Here is a 22,565-nt window from a genome sequence, read left to right as displayed (position 1 = left end):
TTGTGCCTCACGGTACTCTAAAGCCAAAAGTGATATCTGCGAAACCAGACCCATGTACGTCAGTTGGACGCCACGAGCCGGTCACGCGGGATGCCAGCGTATTCCTCGCGCGCTCCCTCAAGCCATTCAGCGTAGGCCGCTTCTGACACGACCTTTACCGTGATGGGCATGTAGGCGTGGTAGAAACCGCACAGCTCCGAACACTGGCCGAAATAGATGCCTTCACGCTCTGCGTTGAACCACAATTCTGCCAGGCGACCGGGCACCGCGTCCTGCTTCACGCCAAAGGCAGGGATCGTCCAGGCGTGGATCACATCCGCCGCAGTGACCTGCATGACCACTGTGGTACCGACCGGCACAACGATGGAAGTGTCCGTTGCCAAAAGGAATTCGTCCCGGCTGTAGCCTGCATCGATCAACTTGGCCTCCATGTGCTCGTCCAGCACAAAGGGCGTCACATTTGCATCATCCGGACGCGCGTTTTCGTCCAGTGTCGCAGGCGAGCCGAGCATGTAGCTTTCGAACTCAAAACCTTCGTCAACATACTCATAACCCCAATACCACTGGTATCCGGTGACCTTGATCGTCAGGTCAGCCTCAGGGATTTCCTGTTGTTTGAACAGGATAGGCAGTGAAAACGCGCCAATGAACACGAGGATCACAATCGGTACGATCGTCCATGCAATCTCAACCGGTGTGTGGTGGGTAAAACTTGCCGCTTCGGGGTTGCGTTTTGCGTTGTAGCGTATCGCCACCCACGCCAGCAGCCCTGTCACGAACACCGTGATGATCGTGATGATCACAAGAATCATACCGTCCAGCCACTGCAGATCGGTTGCGAGCTCTGTCGCTGCGGGCTGAAAGCCCATCGCGCCATCAACCGGTGTTCCGATGATCTCAAGACCATCCTGTGCCCACGCAGCACTCGTCGTTGCTGCAGCCGCGAAAGCTGCCATTGAAAATAGTCGTGTCATTTGCCGTCCTGATCTTGAGCTGATCTTGGGATCATGTTGCGCATTGTGGTCGGGGTAATGGTGTGCGCACCTGCCCGCCCGTTGTAATCTGCATCCTTACAATCATATTCTGTACGTAAGATAAAGACTTCATAGCTGCGAACTTCCGACGCAGTTCTTCCTGATCACAACCCCGGACGGAGCTTTCCATGACTTCAACATCATTTTCGCCCTTTGAGGACGCTCTGGACCGGGATGCCGCCCTGCGGGTTCTCAAAGAGGCAACGGACGGCGCGGACGATGGTGAGCTTTTTCTGGAACGCCGCCGCTCTGAGTCGCTGGTTTTTGATGACGGGCGCCTCAAGACCGCCAGCTATGACGCATCCGAAGGGTTCGGTCTGCGCGCCGTGCGCGGCGAAGTCGCAGGCTATGCCCACTCCACCGAGATAACTGAGGCTGCGTTGCGCCGCGCCGCGCAGACCGCGCGTTTGGCCGTCGGCGACGGGGGCGGGACATGGGCGGATGCACCTGTTGCGACGAACAAGCGTCTGTACACGGATGTGGATCCAATAGCGGGCGCAGAATTTCCTGTGAAGGTTGAGACGTTACGAGAAATCGATGCCTTTGCCCGGGGTCTCGACAGTCGAGTCGTTCAGGTTTCGGCGACGGTCGCAGCAAGCTTGCAGGAAATCGAAATCCTGCGCCCGGATGGCTATTCGGTCCGGGATGTGCGGCCCATGACGCGCGTGAATGTTTCCGTGATCGTCGAGGAAAACGGGCGACGCGAGGCGGGCTCTGCAGGCGGTGGCGGGCGCGTCGGGCTGGACGGGTTGCTCGATCCGGCGGATTGGCAGGCCAAGGCGCGAGAGGCGCTGCGGGTGGCCTGCGTCAACCTTGAGGCCGTCGCAGCGCCCGCAGGCGTGATGGATGTGGTTCTGGGACCGGGCTGGCCGGGCATTTTGCTGCACGAAGCCATCGGTCACGGGCTTGAGGGCGATTTCAACCGCAAGGGGTCATCGGCTTTTGCCGGGTTGATGGGCCAGCAGATCGCCAGCAAGGGCGTCACGGTGCTGGATGACGGCACGATCCCGGATCGGCGCGGGTCCATCACCGTCGATGACGAAGGAACGCCGTCGGGTAAAAATACCCTGATCGAAGACGGCATTCTGGTCGGCTACATGCAGGATCGCCAAAACGCGCGCCTGATGGGTGTTGCCCCCACCGGCAACGGTCGCCGCGAAAGCTATGCCCATGCGCCGATGCCGCGTATGACCAATACCTATATGCTGGGCGGCGATGCCGCGCCGGGCGAAATCGTGTCAGACCTCAAGGATGGCATCTACGCTGTGGGGTTTGGCGGCGGTCAGGTGGATATCACGAATGGAAAGTTCGTGTTTTCCTGCACCGAGGCCTACCGCGTTCAGAACGGGAAGGTTGGCGCCCCTGTAAAAGGGGCAACACTGATCGGGGATGGTGCAACGGCACTGAAACAGATCCGGGCCATCGGCAACGACATGTCGCTTGATCCGGGCATGGGCAACTGCGGCAAAGCGGGCCAGTGGGTGCCGGTGGGTGTGGGCCAGCCGACCCTGATGATCGGCGGTCTGACGGTCGGAGGGTCTGCGGCATAAGTCAGCGCGCAAAATTAGTGCTGAATACAAGGCATTTCGTTCATCCGTTGTTAACCAAGTCGGCTTAAACCTGATTCTGCAACGGACGGAGCCTCGGATGACTGACAGGGACCACAATCCTTCTTCCACTCACCCCCCACTCCCACCCACCTCGGAAGATGAACAGTTTTCCAGGCTCCGTCTGTTGCGATCTCGCCGGGTTGGCATAGCGACGTATAAACGACTGCTGACTGAACACGGCACTGCGCAGAACGCGCTGGCCGCGCTACCTGAGGTAGCGCGTGCCGCCGGCGTTGAGAAATACGAAATTTGTCCCGAAGCGGTCATTCAGGCGGAATTGAACAAGGCGCATGCCGCGCAGGCGCGCCTCGTGATGCAAGGCACCGACGCTTATCCTGAGCTGCTGAACGAACTTCAGGACGCACCGCCTTTTTTATGGGTGATCGGCGACGTTGAACTATTGAAAAAACCAATGGTGTCTCTGGTTGGGGCACGCAATGCTTCGTCGCTGGGGACCCGTATGGCCCGCGCCTTGGCACGCGATCTCGGTGCTGCGGGCTACACAGTTGTATCCGGCCTCGCCCGCGGCGTTGATGCGGCGGCCCATAACGCAGCGCTGGAAACCGGCACAATCGCGGTGCAGGCTGGTGGTGTGGACGTAATTTACCCGGCGGAAAACACCGAACTGGCACTGTCGATGGCCGAGCATGGGTTGCGCGTCTCCGAACAACCGATGGGTTTGCAACCGATGGCGCGCCATTTTCCAAGCCGCAATCGAATCATCGCGGGTCTCAGCCAGGCGACCGTTGTGGTCGAAGCCGCCGCGAAGTCCGGAAGCCTGATCACCGCACGCGATGCCTTGGATCAGGGGCGCGACGTTTTGGCTGTGCCGGGCAACCCATTCGATGCGCGTGCGGCGGGGTGCAATCAACTGATCCGCGACGGTGCGACATTAATTCGCTCTGCAGCGGATGTGATCGAAGCGCTCAGCCAAATGCATCACGACGCACCGCAATTGCCGATACCTGCCCCGACACCGCGGCGGGACAGCCCCCCGCCAGCAAAGATGAAAACCAAGTTGAAACAAGCGGCAGCGTTACACCGTCAAATCCTGTCAAGACTAAGCCCCGCGCCCGTGCCGGAGGATCAGTTGATTCGCGATTTGGCCGTCACCGCGTCGGAGGCGGCCCCCGCCCTGCTTGATCTGGAGATGGATGGCCAGATTACGCGTCAGTCAGGTGGCATGTTATCGCGCAGCTGAACCTTTCGCAGAGGCGTCACAGACATCCAACCGCGCGCAATCGCCTCTGGTCCGGCCGGGCAAAAACAGGCGTCGCGACGCGCGATGGAACAATCAAAACAGGTGCAATACAGTTCGGACCAGAGGGTTTGACCGCCTGTCCCGATCAGGCCCACCCCCATCGGGCAAAACAGCGTAAAATTCGATCTGCCATTGAAAATAATTACTTGCGCACCACCTGTCTCACGGCCATAGACACAAGATATTTTTGATCAGAGGTGCCTCAGTACATGCCGGTTGTTGTCGTCGAATCCCCTGCTAAAGCCAAGACAATCAATTCGTATCTGGGTGACAATTATACTGTCCTCGCCTCTTACGGTCATGTGCGGGATTTGCCCCCCAAAGACGGCTCCGTTGACCCCGACGCCGGTTTTGAGATGCTTTGGGAAGTCGGTTATGACAGCCGCAAACACGTCAAGGCCATCGCTGATGCGCTGAAAGAAGACAATGCGCTGATCCTTGCAACTGACCCCGACCGTGAAGGCGAAGCGATAAGCTGGCACCTCCAGGAGGCGCTGACGAAACGCAAATCCATCAAAAAAGATACGCCGGTCAGCCGCGTGGTCTTCAACGCGATCACCAAAGCCGCCGTGACGGAAGCGATGCAGAACCCGCGTCAGGTGGATATGCCGCTGGTTGAGGCATACCTCGCCCGCCGCGCGTTGGACTATCTGGTTGGTTTCAACCTCAGCCCGGTGTTGTGGCGCAAACTGCCCGGTGCGAAGTCCGCAGGCCGCGTGCAATCGGTTACCCTACGCCTGATCGTAGAGCGCGAGATGGAAATCGAAGCGTTCCGCGCGCGCGAATACTGGTCCGTCAAAGCACTCCTTGCCACCCCGCGCAGCCAGGAATTCGAAGCCAGGCTCACCGTTCTCGCGGGCAAGAAGCTTGACCGGTTCGACATCGAAAACCAGACGCAGGCCGAATTGGCCGTGCAAGCCATCACCAGCCGCGACCTGAGCGTCAAATCGGTGGAGGCAAAACCGGCCAACAGAAACCCCTCGGCCCCCTTTATGACATCGACGCTGCAACAGGAGGCAAGCCGCAAGTTCGGCATGGGCGCGCGCCAGACGATGAGCACCGCGCAGCGGCTTTATGAAGCGGGCTATATCACCTACATGCGGACCGACGGGATCGACATGGCCCCCGAAGCGGTGAGTGCTGCGCGCGATGCGATCAAGACGCTGTATGGTGCCGATTACGTTCCAAAAAGCCCGCGCATCTACAAAAACAAGGCCAAGAACGCGCAGGAAGCGCATGAATGTGTCCGACCGACGGACATGATGACCAAGGCCGAGGACCTCAAGACATCTGACGCGGATCAGCGCAAGCTCTATGACCTGATCTGGAAACGCACCCTTGCATGCCAGATGGAAGCGGCGCGTCTGGAGCGTACGACGGCCGAAATCGCAAGCGAAGACGGACAGATTGGCCTGAGAGCAACCGGTCAGGTCATGTTGTTCGACGGTTTCCTGCGCGTCTACGAAGAAGGCCGTGACGACGTGGCCGTGGTCGATGATGACGACAAGCGCCTGCCACAGATTGGTCAGGGCGACCGCTTGGACAAACGCACCGTCACCCCGGAGCAGCACTTTACCCAGCCGCCGCCCAGATACACCGAAGCCACGCTGGTCAAACGCATGGAAGAGTTAGGCATTGGCAGACCCTCAACCTATGCCTCTGTTGTGACGACGATTCAGGACCGTGAATACGTCCGCAAGGACAAGAACCGCCTCATCCCCGAGGACAAAGGCCGGTTGGTCACTGCGTTTCTAAGCAATTATTTCCGCAAATACGTCGGGTATGATTTCACAGCCGACCTTGAGGATCAGCTTGATACGGTCAGCGCGGGAAATGCGGATTACAAGGAAGTGCTGGGGCGGTTCTGGCGCGATTTCTCGGCTGCAATCGCCGAGACGGCAGATCTGCGGATTACTGAGGTTCTCGAAAAAATCAACGAGGTGCTTGAACCACATCTGTTCCCGGCGAATGAAGATGGAACGGACCCGCGCCTGTGCCCCAACTGCGGTGCGGGGCGTCTGAGCATGCGCACGGCCCGGTCTGGCGGTGCGTTTATCGGCTGCTCGAACTATCCGGAATGCCGTTATACCCGCGCCTTCGGCCCGCCCGGCGAAGAGGATGACAGCGGCATCCCTCCCGAAGGAAAGCTGCTGGGCGAAGATGGCGAAGATAAGATCTACGCCTTCAAGGGGCGTTTTGGCCCCTATGTTCAGCGCGGCGAAGTGACCGAAGACAACAAGAAGCCACCGCGCCAATCCATTCCAAAGGACTGGCCGCCGGAGGACGTCGACTTGCCACAGGCGCTGAAACTGCTCTCGCTGCCACGCGAAATCGGCCCTCACCCCGAAGACGGTATAACTGTCTGGGCCAATATCGGTCGCTATGGCCCCTATATCAAACACGCGCCGTCCACTTCGGACCGCGGCGGCACAAACGCCAACCTCGAAGGCATTGACGAGGTCTTTACCGTCGGCATGAACCGCGCGGTACAGCTTTTGGCAGAAAAGCTCGCGTCGCGCGGCCAGCGTGGCGGTGCGGCTAAAACCCTGCGTGATCTTGGAGAACATCCCGAAGAAGGTGGCCCCATCGCGATCATGGAGGGCAAATACGGACCTTACGTCAAATGGGAAAAGGTAAACGCCACCCTGCCCAAAGACAGCGATCCCGCCGGGTTGACCATGGAAGCCGCCGTGGCCCTGATCGACGAAAAGGCCGCGTCAAAGGGCAAAAAGCGTCGCAAGGCAGCCCCCAAGAAGACAGCCGCCAAAAAGACTGCGACAAAAAAGGCCGCACCTAAAAAGACCGCACCCAAGAAAAAAGCCCAGGCAAAAAAAGCTGAAGAGTAACGAAGGCTTGACCGGGCGCACGGTTTTGCCCGGATCGCTCGATAAGCCGTGTTAATATCTTGTGCTACGCTCACACGTGAAATAAAACGTGGACAACACCGGCCTGCACCGTGGCAAAATATTTTGTTCATTGCCATTGGCTTCCGGTTCGCAGACTAGATGTGAGGAAGCGCGATGAATAAAGTGTACGGGTCGGCCTCTGAGGCGCTTGAGGGGGTTTTGCACGATGGCATGCTCATCGCGGCGGGTGGATTTGGACTGTGCGGCATCCCTGAATTGCTGCTCTCGGCGATCCGCGATGCTGGCACCAAAGACATGACCTTTGCGTCCAATAACGCCGGTGTTGATGATTTCGGCATCGGCATTTTGCTTCAGACACGACAGGTCAAGAAAATGATCTCTTCCTATGTTGGGGAAAACGCGGAGTTCATGCGCCAATACCTGTCGGGCGAACTGGAACTGGAGTTTAACCCGCAAGGAACCTTGGCCGAACGCATGCGCGCGGGCGGTTGCGGCATACCAGGGTTTTATACCAAAACCGGTGTTGGCACCGTGATCGCCGACGGAAAAGAGCATAAGGATTTCGACGGCGAAACGTATATTCTGGAACGCGGCATCGTTGCGGATCTGTCCATCGTAAAGGCATGGAAGGCCGACGCGACCGGCAATCTGGTGTTCAGAAAAACTGCGCGCAACTTCAACCCACCCGCCGCGATGTGCGGCAAAATCTGCGTGGTCGAGGTGGAAGAGATCGTGCCAACAGGCAGCCTTGATCCCGACAGCATCCACCTGCCCGGCATCTATGTGCATCGCCTCATTCAGGGCGCACATGAAAAACGGATCGAACAACGGACCACTAGGGCTGCGTAAGGCGCACAGCATGGCAGATACGAAAACAAAATCGCGCGCCGGTGCGAAGCAAAAGTCAGAGCCGTTTTCAGAACAGGACTTCGGTGGGTTTTCCCGCTCACAGGTTGCGATGGTATTGACCAACCCGAACCTTGACGACAACCCCATCGTCTATGCAAACGAAGCTTTTGTGCGCACCACCGGCTATGCCCATAGCGCTATTGTGGGGCGCAATTGTCGGTTCTTGCAGGGCGAGGATACGGACAAGGCCGCTGTGGATGTGCTGCGCCATGCCATCGAACTCGATCAAAATGTGACGGTCGATATTCTGAATTACAAAGCCAACGGCGCGCCCTTCATGAACCGTCTGGTTGTGTCGCCGATTGTGGATTCGCAGGGCAAGACCGAATATTTCATCGGCATCCAGAAAGAGTTGCGCAACGGTGAGCGGGATCCGAGTGCCGAGAAGGTGCATGATCACCTGATGGAAGTGCAAAACCGGGTTCAATCCGATCTTTCCATGATCATCACGATGATCCGAAACCAGTCGGCGGCAACCTCGGTCCCGGATGATTTCGCGGCCCTGAAGCGGCGTGTCGAGACGTTGGAATTGCTCTATGAAGAGATGAAACTGGCGGATCGGCATGCAAACCGCGATACCGTGCAGATGGGCAGCTTTGTGTCTCGGCTGGCCAGCGCGATTGCCCATACCGAAGGGCGGCCCGGCATACGGATGAACATGCAGATCGAACCGCTTGAGGTCTCCATTGAGGTGGCAACACGCGTGGGTCTTGTGGTGTCGGAATTGCTGACCAACACGTTTCAGCATGCGTTTGAGCGGATGGAAACCGGTCTTGTGGAAATCCGGATGTCGCAGTTGAGCGCGGGCGGGCTGCGCCTGATTGTGTCAGACGATGGCATCGGCATTCCGCGCTCAATGGAATGGCCCTCCAGTGCTACGGTTGGCGGACGGATCGTCTGCGGCCTGATTGAAGGTCTCGAAGGAACATTACACCTCGGCCGTGGGGCTGCGGGCAGCTTTGTAACAATTGATGTGCCAGCAGGCGCGTCAGTCACCGAATAGGATAGGACTGTTATGCCTTGGGATCGAAACCAGATGGCGGAGCGCGCGGCGCAAGAGCTTGAAGACGGCTGGTATGTAAACCTCGGGATCGGCATTCCGACGCTGGTCAGCAATTACATACCCGACGGCATTGAAGTGACGCTTCAGTCGGAAAACGGCATGCTCGGCATGGGCCCCTTCCCGGTTGAAGGATCTGAGGATGCAGACCTCATCAACGCGGGCAAGCAGACCATCACCGAACTGCCGCAAACCGCCTATTTCGACTCGGCGCAGTCCTTCGGTATGATCCGGGGCGGCAAGATTGCAATGGCGATCCTTGGGGCGATGGAAGTGGCCGAAAACGGCGATCTGGCGAACTGGATGATCCCGGGCAAACTCGTGAAAGGCATGGGCGGCGCGATGGACCTTGTTGCGGGCGTCGGGCGCGTTGTCGTTGTGATGGATCACACCTCGAAACATGGCGATAGCAAAGTGCTGCGCGAATGTACCCTGCCCTTGACGGGCAAAAATGTCGTGGACCGGATCATCACCAATCTGGGCGTGTTGGACGTGGTCGAGGGCGGGTTGAAAATCGTCGAGACGGCGGACGGCGTGAGCGAAGAAGACCTGCGCGCGGCAACCGAAGCCACAATCATCTGAGGTCGCGTAGGGCCAGACCGGAGCGTTCCGGGGTACCTCGTGCCTCAGCTACGTCGTCAAACCCTCTAGTTGAGTCCTGCAAAAACACATCCGTCCGACACAAGTTCGGGCGGGGTGAGACACAGCCCTCGGGCCACCTGAAATGCGCTGAGAACCTTGGGCACATAGTCGCGTGTTTCGGGGAACGGCGGCACACCGTCATGTTTGGCCACTGACCCCTCGCCCGCGTTATATCCAGCCAGCACCATGATCGGGTCACCGTCAAATTTCTCCATCAGCCAGTCGAGATAGCGCACGCCGCCTTGGATGTTCTGACGCGCAGATAACGCATCCTCGACACCAAAGCGTTCGGCTGTGGCAGGCATCAACTGCATCAAGCCTGTCGCGCCCGCTGTACTGACCGCCCCCGGATTGCCTGAGGACTCCACCGAAATCACCGCCAGAACCAAGGCGGGCGACACGCGTGTCCCCACGGTCGAGCGCAGAATGGTCGCACTGTTGTTGCGCGCGATTTCCTGCAAATGCTGCAGCCTTGGCTGGGGGATACTCCCGCCACCGCCAAGCACTGCCATCGCCTCGTGCAAACGCCCCGGCCCGGAATCTTTCAGTTGAGGGGAAATCCGTGACCAAAACCAGCTGTATGCCCCGATCTTCAGGTCATCGAGAAGGGCCGCATCCTGCAATGCTGGCGTCTGAACGAGAGGTACGCGGGGCCGAGCCAGCAAGCGCGCCTGCTCTTCAGGATCAATTTGCACGATCTGTGGCCGTTCGCCTGCTTTCGGCACACCCACACGTTTGGCACTGAAATCAGGAAAGGTTGCCGGGGTATCAGCCCATGCGGCGCACCCAACCGATAACGCTGCCAAAAGCGACAGTAAGAAACGAATGCGCATGATTTCTGCTCTCAGTATTTTTGGTTTTGCTTTGCGCGAAGTATCACAGATTGCCCACTCTCTGACCAGAAACCCGAGCCGGGATCAGGGCGATTTTGCCATAATCCAAACAGTGTCAGCCGACGCAAAACACAAGGTTACTTATTTTTTCAATTTTAAATCAGTGCCTTAAAGTGAAACTCGGCTATACATCAATAGATACGCAAAAGTCACAATTGGTGTCAAAATGATGCCCCAATCGCCCAGCTATATGTCCCTATACCAAGTCGGGCCGACCAAAACACGCAAACGGTCACTGAGATCGACAAGGTGAGTACGTTTAAATCAAGTGATCCTTTGGAGGGACAAGGCATGATGAAATTTATCAATAACTTCCGCAAAGACGAAGATGGCGCCGTTACGGTTGACTGGGTCGTTTTGACCGCCGCCGTTGTTGGTCTGGCTGTTGCGGCATATAGTTCGATCAATACTGGCGCCACAGAACTGACGGGTAAGACAAGCACGTTTCTCGGCGCACAGGATCCCGCACTCGCAGCTGGCGGGAACATTCAGGGCGCTGCCGGCGGCGGCACAACAACTGACACGACCACACCGACTACGACAACACCGACTACGACAACACCGGACTAATAATCCCAGCCTGATAAAGACACAGGGGCCGCAATCTGCACGCAGAGCGCGGCCCCTTTTTTTCCGAATGCTGTTATTTGAAGAGCAGAGGATAGTTTGATGTCGATTGATTTGAAAAAATTCATGATAAACGAAAACGGCGCGATCACCGTGGATTGGGTTGTTCTAACCGCTGCCGTTGCCGGATTATGCATCGCTTTCATTGTGGAACTACGAAGTGACGCCAGCAATCTGAGCTTTTTGACACAGCGATACCTTGAGGCGCAGGACCCTCAGGCAGCCGCAGGCGGCAATATTCAAGATTGAGGATGGCGCATGAACAATCGCCTTTTCAGAAGTAATCACGGGAGGCACGCGCAACAAACCTCTGAGTTACCACGCAAAAATCGTGAAATTGCCGCATTTGGGCATCACTTTTAACGCAGCACTGAACATGCGCGCCCCAAAAAGGCGCATCGGCAAAACGAGGTGACATTATGCGAGTGATATTTGGAATGGTCCTTCTGGCGGGCGTCGCGCTCGCGGGTGGCGCCGTATATATGGCCAAAGGGTACATCGGCCAGTATCAGGCCGAGCTTGCCCGCGCACAGCAAATGCAAAGCGCGATCGTGCCGACCCAGCCCGTATTTGTCGCAACCCGCCACCTGCGTTACGGCGACACTTTGAACCCCGAAGATGTGCGGGCCGTAAACTGGCCGACAAATGCCATTCCTGACGGGATTTTTACGGATATTGCAGTGCTTTTCCCCGAAGGTACGGACGAACCGCGCCTGATCATACGCCCCATGGAGCCGAACGAGGCGCTGCTTGCCGTCAAGATCACCGAGCCGGGCGAGGATATTGGCCTGACCACGCGGCTCGAAAAAGGCATGCGCGCATTCGCCATTCGCGTTGACGTGGCAACCGGCGTGTCGGGGTTTCTGCGGCCCGGAGACAAGGTTGATGTGTATTGGACCGGCGGCGTCCAGACCAGCAATGGCCGCGAGGACGTCACCAAACTGATCCAGAGCGCTGTCCGCCTGATCGCGGTGGACCAGACCGAAGATCAGATGAATGGCGCGCGCATTGCCCGCACGGTGACGGTCGCTGCAAGCCCCGAACAGGTCGCAGCACTGGCGCAGGCGCAATCCACTGGCAATTTATCCTTGTCCCTTGTGGGCGCAGGTGATGATGCTGAGCTCGATGAGATCAAGGTAAATCAGGTTTCTCTGCTCGGCCTGCAACAGGCCGCCCCAGTGGTCGCAGCCCCCGTAGCCCGTGTTTGCTCGATCCGCACCCGTCGCGGCGCTGAAGTCGTGGCAATTCCCATTCCCTGCACAAACTAAGTAAATCCATGGGCTTACAAGGGCGCAATTGCATCAGTTGCGCCTTTTCCCGTTTTGCGTGTTGCCATTTATCCACATAAGGACAACCGCGGAACCCATTGATTCTTGCAAAAAATTCAAAACCTGCGCAAAGTATCGCCTATACGGGCAAAAAGACCCGAAATTGAGGCGTGATCAACAAAGGCAGGTCACATGAAAACCAATGGAATACTCAAGGCAGCCCTTCTCGGGCTGACGCTAAGCGTGAGTCCTGTTGCCTTTATGGCACCTTTGACGGCTCAGGCTGAAGCGCTGCGGATCATCGCCAGAGAAACGAGCGAAACGCTGAATGTTTCGCAAAACCGTGCCGTGGTGGTGGAAAGCGAAATCCCTTTCGCCGAGCTCAGCATCGCCAACCCCGGAATTGCGGACATATCATCCTTGTCGGATCGCAGCATTTACGTGCTTGGCAAAGTGCCGGGCATCACAACGCTGACCCTTCTGGATGCGGCCGGGCAGTTGATCACCAATGTCGAAGTCAGGGTTGCCCCCGATCTGACCGAGTTCAAGGAACGCCTCCGCCAGATCCTGCCCGGTGAAGCGATTGAAGTGCGCACCGCCAATGACGGCATCGTTCTGTCGGGACAGGTATCGAGCAGTCAGCGCCTGTCAAAAGCGCTTGAACTGGCCGCACGCTATGCGCCGGATCGCGTCTCAAACCTGATGACGGTCGGGGGTGTTCAGCAAGTGATGCTGAAAGTGCGCTTTGCCGAAATGAGCCGCGGTGTGTCCAAACAGTTGCAAAGCTCCCTTAGGATTGGCGGCACAGAGGCTCAGGCGGGGATCGGTCGCGGCATCGGCGGCATTCCAAATCTGGCCGCAGATACGGCGCAAGGCGCTGTGTTCTTTGATTTCGGGCTGGGATCAACACAGGTTCAACTGCTGTTGGAAGCACTGGAAACAAAAGGGGCCGTGCGGACATTGGCCGAACCCAACCTCGTGTCGCTGTCCGGCCAGGAAGCGAATTTCCTCGCGGGCGGCGAATACCCGGTTCCGGTTCAAAGCGAAGACGGCATCAGCGTTGATTATAAACCATTCGGCATCGAACTGAACTTTGTCCCCCGCGTTGTGGATGGCGATCTGATCAATCTGCAACTATCGGCTGCGACCTCCTCGATTGACCCCTCGAACGGGATCAGCGTTGGTGACAGCTTTACCGTGGATGCGTTTATCCGCCGGGAAGCGTCGACCACGGTCGAAATGCGCGATGGCGAGAGCTTTGCGATTGCGGGACTGCTGGAGGACAACTTCAATGATAATATCTCACAGGTGCCCTGGCTGAGCGATGTTCCGATCCTCGGTGCCCTGTTCAGAAGCACGGATTACATGCGCAACCAGACGGAACTCGTCATCATCATAACCGCACATCTGGTAACCCCGACCCGTGGCGAAGCCCTCGCCCTGCCGACGGACCGGATCAGGCCCCCAAGCGAAAAGGATCTGTTCCTGAACGGGCGCACGATCCAAACCCTGAACGCGCGCGGTGCGGCGGGCGAAGTGGCCAAACAGGACTTCGGCGGCTCTTATGGCTATGTGATGGAGTAATCAGATGTCTCTTTTCCTTACCACACCCGCACGCGCCGTTGTCATTCTGACGGGATTGGCCACGCTGAGCGCCTGCGCACCGGATACCGGGGTTGGTCAATTTTACCGCGAGGCCGGATCACAAGTTGACTCAGGCGAATTCGGGAATGCGACGCTACACAACCAGCTTTCGCAAATCTGCCGCACAAACAGCGCGGGCGTAGGCAAAGTTGGTGGTCAGGCGGGTGATCCGCTCGTGGTACTTGACCCCGAAAGCACGTTGAACCGCAAAGTGTATCGCGTGCACTGCGATGGCACTCTGGATGGTAAGTTTGCGCAGGTTGTCTACCGCGAGTATGTCGGCAGCAGCGTGCAGACGTCCAATGTGGAACAGGCCGACGCGCAATAACGCGCGCCCCGCTTGCCGCGATTAGACCGAAACGACAGGCAGAGCATTGCAACTCTGCCTTTTTGGTTGGCGCGGGCTAACCCAACAATTTGACAATGCTTACGCCATTGTGTCTGCAAACCCAACAATTGGGCGAATTCAGCCCTAATTATGCCCAAGTTCACTGCGACTTTCCCTCCAATGGGACACGCACGTCCGGCAGAAGCAGCCGGGCGTGAGCGTCAAAGGGGAACACGCAAAGCGCTCTCGGTGCGCCATCCTCCTTTGATCCGCTCTGGAACACGAAGGAAGACGAGGCAATGACCGGCACACCGCCAAATTCGGAGTTATCACCGATCGTCGCTTGCACGGTCAGCCGGGATGTCCAGAACTTTGATCTGTTGATCGAAGATATGGAACTGGCGCTTGGTGAAAACTGGGGCGACCTCGGCTTTGCAGAGGCACTGGCCTTCTTTGGCCAACCTGAGGCGCAAGCGCTTGAATTCATTGCCCTTGCGATTGACGAGACCGATGAGGAAAACCTCAACCATATGGGTGAAATCATCGGACAGGCCAAGGCGCGCGGCATCAAGGTGATCCTGATTGCCGAAGACGTGACGCCCGCCGCGCTACATTCACTGCTCAGGCAGGGCGCGGATGAATTTGTGCCCTACCCTCTGCCCGAAAATGAACTGTCAGAGGCGATCGAGCGCGTGCGCGCCGCCGAGCAAGCATTGCAGGCAAGCGCCAATACCCCCGCGTTGCATTCTGGTGCCCAGAAAGAAGGGGCCGTGATCGTCGTGCATGGGTTGGCGGGCGGCACCGGGGCCACAACCCTCGCCGTGAACCTCGCCTGGGAACTTGCGACCCATGAAAAGAAAGAAGGCCCACGTGTCTGCCTGATTGATTTCGACCTTCAATACGGCGCGGTGGCCACCTATCTGGATTTGCCACGTCGTGAAGCGGTCTACGACATGCTGGCCGACACGGAAAACATGGATGACGAGATATTTGGCCAGTGTTTGCTGACCTTTGAGGACAGGCTCGAGGTTCTGACCGCCCCTGCGGATATGTTGCCGCTCGATCTGATGTCGGCGCAGGATGTCAGTCGCATTCTGGCTATGGCGCGACGCCATTTTGACTATGTCGTCATTGATATGCCCTCCACGCTCGTGACGTGGTCCGAAACGGTGCTGAATGCGGCGCATGTCTATTTCGCGACCATGGAAATGGACATGCGCTCGGCTCAAAATGCGCTGCGCTTCAAACGCGCGCTGCAATCCGAAGACCTGCCCGTCGAAAAGCTGCGCTATGTGATGAACAAAGCACCCAAGTTCACCGATCTGTCCGGCAAAAGCCGGATCAAGCGGATGGCGGAAAGCCTCGATATCTCAATCGATCTGCAAATGCCCGATGGAGGCAAACCGATCACGCAGGGGGCGGATCACGGCATACCGCTTGCCCAGTCTGCCGCCAAAAACCCGTTGCGTCGTGAAATTGCCAAGCTCGCGGCCTCCATCCTCGCGCTTGGCAGTACCGACGTCAAAGCCGCCTGATTTTCAAAGGAAGCCCTGCATGTTCTCAAAATACAAAAAAGCCAAAGCAGAAATGCCTGTCGGGCTGGATGCCTCAATCCAGAAAGCACCACCGGGCGACGCCCCGGACAACACGGCTGTGCAAAACGTCATGCGCAAGGCACCACAGGCTGCCCCGGCGCAGGTGGCCCAGATGGACAAAGAACGCAAACGCAAAGAGCGGATGGGCGAGATCAAGCTAGACCTGCATCACGTGCTGCTCGACAGCCTCAACCTTTCTGCGCTTGAACATGCAACCGAACAGGATTTGCGTCAAGAAATCAGCGCCATCACCAGCGAACACCTGCAAGCCCAGAGCATCGTTCTCAACCGCGAAGACCGCCAGACGCTGACATCCGAACTCTATGATGAGGTCACAGGGCTCGGGCCCCTTGAGACGCTTTTGAAAGATGACACGGTCAACGATATTCTGGTCAACGGGCCCCAGCAAATTTTTGTGGAGCGGGATGGCAAACTGCAACTCACAGACGTTATCTTCAAGGATGAACGCCACCTGCTGCGCATTATCGACAAGATCGTCTCGGCCGTTGGTCGGCGCGTCGATGAAAGCAACCCCTACGTGGATGCGCGCCTTAAGGATGGGTCGCGGTTTAACGCGATGGTCCCACCCGTGGCCGTTGACGGCAGCCTCGTGTCGATCCGGAAATTCAAGAAAGACAAGCTGGGCATTGATGATCTGGTGCACTTCGGCGCCTTTACCGAAGAGATGGCCGCCTATCTGCAGGCGGCCGTAGCGACGCGCCTCAACATCATTGTCTCGGGCGGAACGGGTTCGGGAAAAACCACAACCCTGAATGCCCTGTCGTCCTTCATCGACAACGCGGAACGTATTCTGACCATCGAGGACACGGCGGAACTGCAATTGCAGCAGACCCATGTGGGTCGCATGGAAAGTCGCCCGCCCAACGTCGAGGGCAAGGGCGAAGTTTCCCCCCGTGATTGCCTCAAGAACGCTCTGCGGATGCGGCCTGATCGCATCATTGTGGGCGAGACACGCGGCGAAGAGGTGATTGATATGCTGCAGGCGATGAACACGGGCCACGATGGATCAATGACGACGATCCACGCGAACTCTGCCCGCGACGGGGTGTCTCGACTGGAAAACATGATCGCCATGGCCGGGATCGAAATGCCGCTCAAAGCGGTGCGCAGTCAGATCTCATCGGCGGTTAATCTGATTGTTCAGGCCTCGCGCCTGCAGGACGGATCACGCCGTATGACTTCGATCACCGAAGTAACGGGGATGGAGGGCGAAGTCATCTCGATGCAGGAAATTTTCCGCTATCAGCGCGTGGGGCTCACACCGGAAAACAAGATCATCGGTCATTACACGGCCACCGGCGTGCGTAGCGCATACGCCGAACGCTTCCGTATGTGGGGCTACGATTTGCCAGCTTCCATCTATGAACCCACCGCGGCCCAGTAGGGGTTTTCAACATGACCTACTGCTTCGCCATTTGAGGATTTGAACATGAGCCCAGAACCCATCATCTATGGCCTGATCTTCATCGGCGTGCTCGTTCTGGTCGAGGGTCTTTATCTGGTGACCTTCGGCAAATCCATCAGCCTGAACAGCCGGGTGAACCGCAGACTTGAGATGCTGGACAAGGGCACGGGCCGCGACGAAGTGCTGGAAAAGCTGCGCAAGGAAATGCAGCAGCACATGAAATCAAAGTCGATCCCGCTCTATTCCCTGCTCGGTGAAAAGGCGCAAAAGGCGGCGATTGCCTTTACCCCAAGCCAGCTGGTCATGATCATGGGCGTGCTCGCGGTCGTCGCTTTTCTGGGCCTCAGCGTGGGCACGGAATCATCCCTGCCCGTGCGGATCATGATGTCCATCGGCATTGGTGTGGGTGCGGTCTATTTCTGGGTCTCCAGCAAGGCCAACAAGCGTCTTGCCATGATCGAAGAACAACTGCCCGACGCGGTTGAACTGATGGTCCGCTCCCTGCGGGTCGGGCATCCGTTCTCCTCAGCGGTGCAAATCGTCTCCAAGGAGGTGCAGGACCCGCTGGCGTCGGAAATGGGTGTTATCGCGGATGAAAGTGCGTATGGGCGCGATGTCGGTGACGCCCTCAAGGAAATGGCGGAGCGTCTGGACATGCAGGATCTGCGCTTTCTGGCGGTTGCGGTGAACATCCAACAGACATCCGGCGGCAACCTTGCGGAAATCCTCGCCGGGCTGGCCAAGGTGATCCGGGCGCGCTTTCGCCTCTTTCGCCGGGTCAAGGCCATCACCGCCGAGGCAAAATGGTCAGGCAAGTTCCTCTCTGCGTTTCCGGTCGTTGCGCTGATTGTGATCAATGTTGGCGATCCGAATTACTATGACGCGGTGCGCGATCATGCGTATTTCATCCCCGCCTGTTTCCTTGTGGGCGTCTTCCTCGCACTGAACCTTTTCGTCATGCGCATCCTGACCGATATCAAAGTATAGGGAATAATCCGATGGGTTTTTTAAACAATATCAACGCTTTGATTGTCGAATTTCTTGGCCCCCTTGGCCCCATTATCCTGCTGGGCACGCTGGGTCTGATCATGATCGGTGTGACTGTGGCCCTGATGCTGGCCCAACCTGAAGACCCGATGGAAAAGCTGAAAAAACAGATACAGACCCCAGGTTCAAGCGCGCCGGAACAACGCCTGCGTCAGGGGGAGCGCAATGAACAGTTGCAGAAATTTGCGTCTTTTCTCGAACCACAGGACGTCGCCGAACTGAGCGCGCGGCAATTGATGCTGCGCCAGGCCGGGTATCAAAGTCAGGACGCTGTCCGCTTTTTCCATTTTGCACAATTCGCCCTTGGTCTTGCGGGGCTGCTGCTGGCTTTTGTCTACCTCAACCTGCTGGGCCATGGTGAGGGGTTCACCACGCAGAAAATGATGATCTATACGATCATTCCCGGCGCGGTGGGGTATTATCTGCCGGTCTACTGGGTGCGACGCCGGGTCGATACCCGCAAGGATGAGATCACACGCGGCTTCCCCGACAGCCTTGATATGATGCTGGTCTGTGTCGAGGCGGGCCAGTCGCTGGATCAGTGTATCGTGCGTGTCTCCAAGGAATTGCATGCCTCCTACCCCGCCCTCGCGCAGGAATTTGATGTTGTGGCCTATGAGATGAAGGCGGGTAAGGACAAAACCACCGTGCTGAACGATTTTGGTGAACGCTGCGGTGTGCAGGATGTGTCGTCCTTTGTAACCGTGCTGAACCAATCCCAGCAATTCGGCACATCCATCGCCGAGGCCCTGCGCGTTTATGCGGGTGAAATGCGCGACAAACGCGTGATGCGCGCCGAAGAGGCCGCAAACAAGTTGCCAACCAAGATGACCCTTGCCACTATGATGCTGACCGTTCCGCCCCTGCTGATCATTCTGGTTGGCCCATCGGTGCACGGGATCACACAACTGGGGAATCTGGGCGCCGGACAATGAAAACAGCAAAACGGCGGGCTTTTGCCTTTGCCACCTTTGCGATCGCTGGATTGGCCGCGTGTGAAAACACAAGCAGCCCGTCGCTGCCTGAAGATCAGGTCATGGCACCGGGGGTTGATCTGCGCGCGGCGGCCAAACAGGACAGTTCAGAGGCGGTCGAAGCCGGGCACAGGTTGATTGCGGCCGGGGAATACGAACTTGCCCTGCGCGCCTTCAACCGTGCAGCTCTCAGTCGCGGCGCGTTGGATGCCGAAATCCTGTCCGGTCTGGGCACCGCCAATCTGGGCCTCGGCCGGCTCGGACAGGCCGAAGAATTGCTGCGGCGGGCTGTGCGTGACGATGCGGCACAGCCTGTGGATTACAACAATCTTGGCGTTTTATTGATGGAACAGGGCAAGACCAACGAGGCATTGCAGTATTTTCGCCGCGCCTTCGCACTCAGCAATGGCGAAAACATCGCAATCCGGGATAATCTGCGCTTGGTACTCGCAAAAACAGAAAATTCTGCTACGCTTGAGCCTGAGAAAAGCAGCGAATACAAATTGGTCCGCCGCGGAAACAGCGATTTTATCATCCGCCCGACACCATAAACGAGGCTAGAGCAGAAAAAGGACGCAAAAATGCGCCACCCTTTCGTTTTTTCCGCCTGCATTGCAGGCGCTATAATGGTTGCCGGTTGTGCCCCAAAGCCATCGGATGAGGAAACCGTTGAACGCGCTTTTCAGGACGTCAACGTTGTCGATGAAACCAACCTATCCGAAGTCATGCTGACAGTGACCGACCCGAATGAAGCGATTTCATATTACCAGCGCACCCTGCAGAGCAGTCCCGACCGGATCGACCTGCGTCGCGGACTTGCCGCGTCTTTTGTGCGCGCGAAACGTTTCACCGAAGCAGCAAGCGCATGGGAAAAAGTTACGGAACTAAAAGACTCAACCAGCGAAGACAGCGTGAATTACGCCGACGCCCTGATCCGCAGTGGCGATTGGGACAAGGCGGAGAAGGTGCTGGACACGGTCCCCCCGACTTATGAGACATTCAAACGCTACCGCCTCGAAGCGATGATGGCAGACGCCAACGAAGAATGGAAAAAAGCCGACAGCTTTTATGAAACGGCGATCGGGCTCACCACGACACCGGCCGGTGCCTTCAACAACTGGGGTTATTCCAAACTGACGCGCGGTGATTTCGCAGGGGCGGAAAAGCTGTTTGGGCAGGCGATCCGACAGGACACCACACTGTTTACTGCCAAGAACAACCTTGTTCTGGCCCGCAGCGCACAGCGTAAATACACGCTGCCCGTGGTACCGATGACACAATCAGAACGCGCGCAACTGCTGCATACGATGGCGCTGTCGGCGGTCAAACAGGATGATATCCAAACCGGCAAAAGCCTGCTGCGCGACGCGATTGACACGCACCCGCAACACTTTGAAGCCGCCGTGCGTGCGCTGGAAGCCCTGGAAAGAAGCGGCTGAGGCGACATGGCATTTTCGTCGAGTGCTGCGCTGTGGTTTTTGCCCTTTGTGCTGCCGCTTTGCCTTTACGTTGCCTATACCGATCTGGCGCTGATGAAGATCATCAACAAGGCGGTTGTCACACTGGGGGCCATTTACGTGATCCTTGGCCCTTTCGTCCTGCCCTCCATTGAGGCTTATCTTTGGGGGTTTGCCCAGTTTGCGATCGCACTGGGCGTTGGATTTGTACTGAATGCCATCGGGGCAATGGGCGCGGGGGATGCTAAATTCATCGCCTTCGCAGCACCCTTTATTGCACCGGGCGACCTGCCCCGCGTTGTTTTGCTTTTCACCTGTATCCTTTTGGCGGCCCTGCTCACACATCGCGGTGCGCGCGCGAGCCGATTGCGCGACCTCGCGCCCGACTGGGTCAGCTGGTCACAAGGCAAACGCTTTCCCCTCGGGCTCGCGCTTGGCCCCACCCTCGCCCTTTATCTGTGCCTTAGCGCGCTCAATGGTGCCTGAATTACGCCATTTTCCTTTAGTATCTCACGGATAACGGGTGCCAGACGCCCCACGGAAAATGACGATAGCAAGGTCCGCAAGATGAACATGCACACCACCGACGTGATGTCGCCGCCCGCCCCAAGCAGGCTGGTCGATATGAAGCTTTCGACTGTGATGATGCGCGACATTATCCTCAAGACCATGTTTCGCAAGAACGTCGATGTGGTCAGCGAACTCAGCGCCACAGTCTGCCTGCCCGTCCCCGTCACACAGGAACTGGTTGACCTCGCCCGTGGCCAGCAATTGCTCGAAGCAACGGGGACGCTGAATGCCAACAACGGGGACGAAATGGGGTATCAGCTGACCGAACAGGGCAAAGCGCGCGCGCTGGATGCTCTGGCGCAGTCTGAATATTTCGGCCCGATGCCTGTGCCGCTGGATGTCTACCGCGCGCAGGTGAAACGGCAGTCAATCCGGAATATCATGGTCACAAAAGGCCAGTTGACCGAGGCTATGGGGCATCTTGTGCTGCCAAATGATCTCTTGGGCCAACTTGGCCCTGCGGTCTCGGCCGGTCGGTCGATCCTGATGTATGGCCCGCCCGGGAACGGCAAATCCTCGATTTCAAACGGCATTCGCGACGCGCTCGGGGATCAGATATACGTGCCGCGCGCCATCGAATACGCCGGACAGGTCATCACCGTCTATGATCCCATCGTACATGTCGCCGTTGAGGACGAAGCCGAAGACCCCACCTGCCTGCGCCGCCGCACCCGCTTTGACAAGCGCTACGTGAAATGCGAACGCCCGACGGTGATCACTGGCGGTGAGCTGTCACTCAATATGTTGGATCTGGTCTATAATCCAACGGCGCGCACCTATCAGGCCCCGCTGCAATTGAAATCGACGGGCGGCATTTTCATCGTGGATGACCTTGGCCGACAGGCAGAACCGCCGCAGGCCCTCGTCAACCGCTGGATTGTGCCGCTGGAAGAGGGCAAGGATATTCTGGCGTTGCAGTCGGGTGAAAAATTCGAAGTGCCCTTCGACACTCTGGTGATTTTTTCCACAAACTTTCACCCCAACGAAATTTTCGATCAGGCCGCTCTGCGCAGGATCTTTTTCAAAATCAAAATTGACGGTCCAAATCAGGAAGACTTCCTGAAGATATTTGCCATGATGGCCAAGAAGCGCGGGATGCCGCTGGATGAAGCGACGCTCGTGCATCTGCTCAAGGTAAAGTACCCAGAAATCGACAACGTTTATGCCAATTACCAGCCGATATTCCTGATCGATCAGATGATCGCAATTTGCGAGTTCGAAGGCATCCCCTATCAGATGCGACCCGACTTACTGGATCGCGCCTGGGCGAACATGTTCGTGAAGAGCGAAAAGATCGTGAAATAGACGCTGAAACGCCGCGCGGTATTGGCCTGACTGCCGCGCAGCACTACA

Annotated in this window: 21 protein-coding genes; 19 read left to right on the top strand and 2 right to left on the bottom strand. The window is 57.5% G+C overall.

Going from position 1 to position 22,565, the window contains the following annotated elements; translation table 11 throughout:
- Nucleotides 1–59 precede the first annotated feature (59 nt).
- Entirely contained in the window at nt 60–974 is a 915-nt protein-coding gene (gene coxB, locus RLO149_RS06140; RefSeq protein WP_013961213.1) for a cytochrome c oxidase subunit II, read from the bottom strand.
- A 188-nt stretch (nt 975–1,162) separates the two neighbouring features.
- Here coxB and tldD point away from each other — a divergent pair, with 188 nt between their 5' ends.
- The 6 genes from tldD to RLO149_RS06105 all read left to right on the top strand — a co-directional run bounded on the left by tldD (nt 1,163) and on the right by RLO149_RS06105 (nt 9,323).
- Complete coding sequence (gene tldD, locus RLO149_RS06135; RefSeq protein ID WP_013961212.1) at nt 1,163–2,584, top strand: metalloprotease TldD; 1,422 nt, start codon at nt 1,163–1,165, stop codon at nt 2,582–2,584.
- Between the two features lie 97 nt (nt 2,585–2,681).
- Nucleotides 2,682–3,845 carry a DNA-processing protein DprA gene (gene dprA, locus RLO149_RS06130; RefSeq protein WP_013961211.1) on the top strand — a complete coding sequence of 388 codons (1,164 nt, stop codon included), beginning with the start codon at nt 2,682–2,684 and terminating at the stop codon, nt 3,843–3,845.
- A gap of 269 nt (nt 3,846–4,114) precedes the next feature.
- Complete coding sequence (gene topA, locus RLO149_RS06120) at nt 4,115–6,751, top strand: type I DNA topoisomerase (protein WP_013961209.1); 2,637 nt, start codon at nt 4,115–4,117, stop codon at nt 6,749–6,751.
- A gap of 174 nt (nt 6,752–6,925) precedes the next feature.
- Nucleotides 6,926–7,621 (top strand): CoA transferase subunit A, encoded by a 696-nt coding sequence (locus RLO149_RS06115; protein WP_013961208.1) that lies wholly within the window; start codon nt 6,926–6,928, stop codon nt 7,619–7,621.
- A gap of 10 nt (nt 7,622–7,631) precedes the next feature.
- A complete protein-coding gene (locus RLO149_RS06110) occupies nt 7,632–8,684 on the top strand; it encodes a PAS domain-containing protein (RefSeq protein WP_013961207.1) in 1,053 nt (350 codons plus the stop codon).
- A gap of 12 nt (nt 8,685–8,696) precedes the next feature.
- Complete coding sequence (locus RLO149_RS06105) at nt 8,697–9,323, top strand: 3-oxoacid CoA-transferase subunit B (protein ID WP_013961206.1); 627 nt, start codon at nt 8,697–8,699, stop codon at nt 9,321–9,323.
- Between the two features lie 65 nt (nt 9,324–9,388).
- Here the strand turns inward: RLO149_RS06105 and RLO149_RS06100 are convergent, their stop codons facing one another.
- A complete protein-coding gene (locus tag RLO149_RS06100) occupies nt 9,389–10,216 on the bottom strand; it encodes a lytic transglycosylase domain-containing protein (protein WP_013961205.1) in 828 nt (275 codons plus the stop codon).
- A 351-nt stretch (nt 10,217–10,567) separates the two neighbouring features.
- On the opposite strand from RLO149_RS06100, the gene RLO149_RS06090 reads away from it, so the two are divergent.
- The 13 genes from RLO149_RS06090 (at nt 10,568) to RLO149_RS06030 (ending at nt 22,517) form a co-directional block, all read left to right on the top strand.
- Nucleotides 10,568–10,846 (top strand): hypothetical protein, encoded by a 279-nt coding sequence (locus tag RLO149_RS06090; RefSeq protein ID WP_013961204.1) that lies wholly within the window; start codon nt 10,568–10,570, stop codon nt 10,844–10,846.
- Nucleotides 10,847–10,945: 99 nt separating this feature from the next.
- Entirely contained in the window at nt 10,946–11,152 is a 207-nt protein-coding gene (locus RLO149_RS06085; RefSeq protein WP_013961203.1) for a hypothetical protein, read from the top strand.
- A 170-nt stretch (nt 11,153–11,322) separates the two neighbouring features.
- On the top strand, nt 11,323–12,171 hold the full coding sequence (cpaB, locus tag RLO149_RS06080; protein ID WP_013961202.1) for a Flp pilus assembly protein CpaB: 849 nt from the start codon (nt 11,323–11,325) through the stop codon (nt 12,169–12,171).
- A 192-nt stretch (nt 12,172–12,363) separates the two neighbouring features.
- The gene (locus RLO149_RS06075; RefSeq protein WP_013961201.1) at nt 12,364–13,755 is read left to right on the top strand and encodes a type II and III secretion system protein family protein; all 1,392 of its coding nucleotides are present in this window, start codon (nt 12,364–12,366) and stop codon (nt 13,753–13,755) included.
- 4 nt (nt 13,756–13,759) lie between these two features.
- The gene (locus tag RLO149_RS06070; RefSeq protein ID WP_013961200.1) at nt 13,760–14,143 is read left to right on the top strand and encodes a hypothetical protein; all 384 of its coding nucleotides are present in this window, start codon (nt 13,760–13,762) and stop codon (nt 14,141–14,143) included.
- Between the two features lie 299 nt (nt 14,144–14,442).
- On the top strand, nt 14,443–15,678 hold the full coding sequence (locus RLO149_RS06065) for a CpaE/TadZ family protein (RefSeq protein ID WP_013961199.1): 1,236 nt from the start codon (nt 14,443–14,445) through the stop codon (nt 15,676–15,678).
- Between the two features lie 19 nt (nt 15,679–15,697).
- Nucleotides 15,698–17,143, top strand: a complete 1,446-nt coding sequence (locus RLO149_RS06060; protein WP_013961198.1) for a TadA family conjugal transfer-associated ATPase — start codon at nt 15,698–15,700, stop codon at nt 17,141–17,143.
- A gap of 45 nt (nt 17,144–17,188) precedes the next feature.
- Nucleotides 17,189–18,151, top strand: a complete 963-nt coding sequence (locus RLO149_RS06055) for a type II secretion system F family protein (RefSeq protein WP_013961197.1) — start codon at nt 17,189–17,191, stop codon at nt 18,149–18,151.
- Between the two features lie 11 nt (nt 18,152–18,162).
- Complete coding sequence (locus RLO149_RS06050) at nt 18,163–19,146, top strand: type II secretion system F family protein (RefSeq protein WP_013961196.1); 984 nt, start codon at nt 18,163–18,165, stop codon at nt 19,144–19,146.
- Nucleotides 19,143–19,736, top strand: a complete 594-nt coding sequence (locus tag RLO149_RS06045) for a tetratricopeptide repeat protein (protein WP_013961195.1) — start codon at nt 19,143–19,145, stop codon at nt 19,734–19,736. The genes RLO149_RS06050 and RLO149_RS06045 overlap by 4 nt, the downstream gene beginning before the upstream one ends.
- Before the next feature lie 30 nt (nt 19,737–19,766).
- Nucleotides 19,767–20,624, top strand: a complete 858-nt coding sequence (locus RLO149_RS06040; RefSeq protein WP_013961194.1) for a tetratricopeptide repeat protein — start codon at nt 19,767–19,769, stop codon at nt 20,622–20,624.
- A gap of 6 nt (nt 20,625–20,630) precedes the next feature.
- Nucleotides 20,631–21,128, top strand: coding sequence for a prepilin peptidase (locus RLO149_RS06035; protein ID WP_013961193.1), 498 nt, complete (start codon nt 20,631–20,633; stop codon nt 21,126–21,128).
- A gap of 81 nt (nt 21,129–21,209) precedes the next feature.
- Complete coding sequence (locus RLO149_RS06030; protein ID WP_013961192.1) at nt 21,210–22,517, top strand: P-loop NTPase family protein; 1,308 nt, start codon at nt 21,210–21,212, stop codon at nt 22,515–22,517.
- Nucleotides 22,518–22,565 lie beyond the last annotated feature (48 nt).

This window comes from Roseobacter litoralis Och 149, assembly GCF_000154785.2.
In the GTDB taxonomy this organism is placed as follows: Bacteria; Pseudomonadota; Alphaproteobacteria; order Rhodobacterales; family Rhodobacteraceae; genus Roseobacter; species Roseobacter litoralis.
The sequence above is the reverse complement of the archived record's forward strand: the minus strand, read 5'-3'. Positions and strand labels throughout refer to the sequence as shown.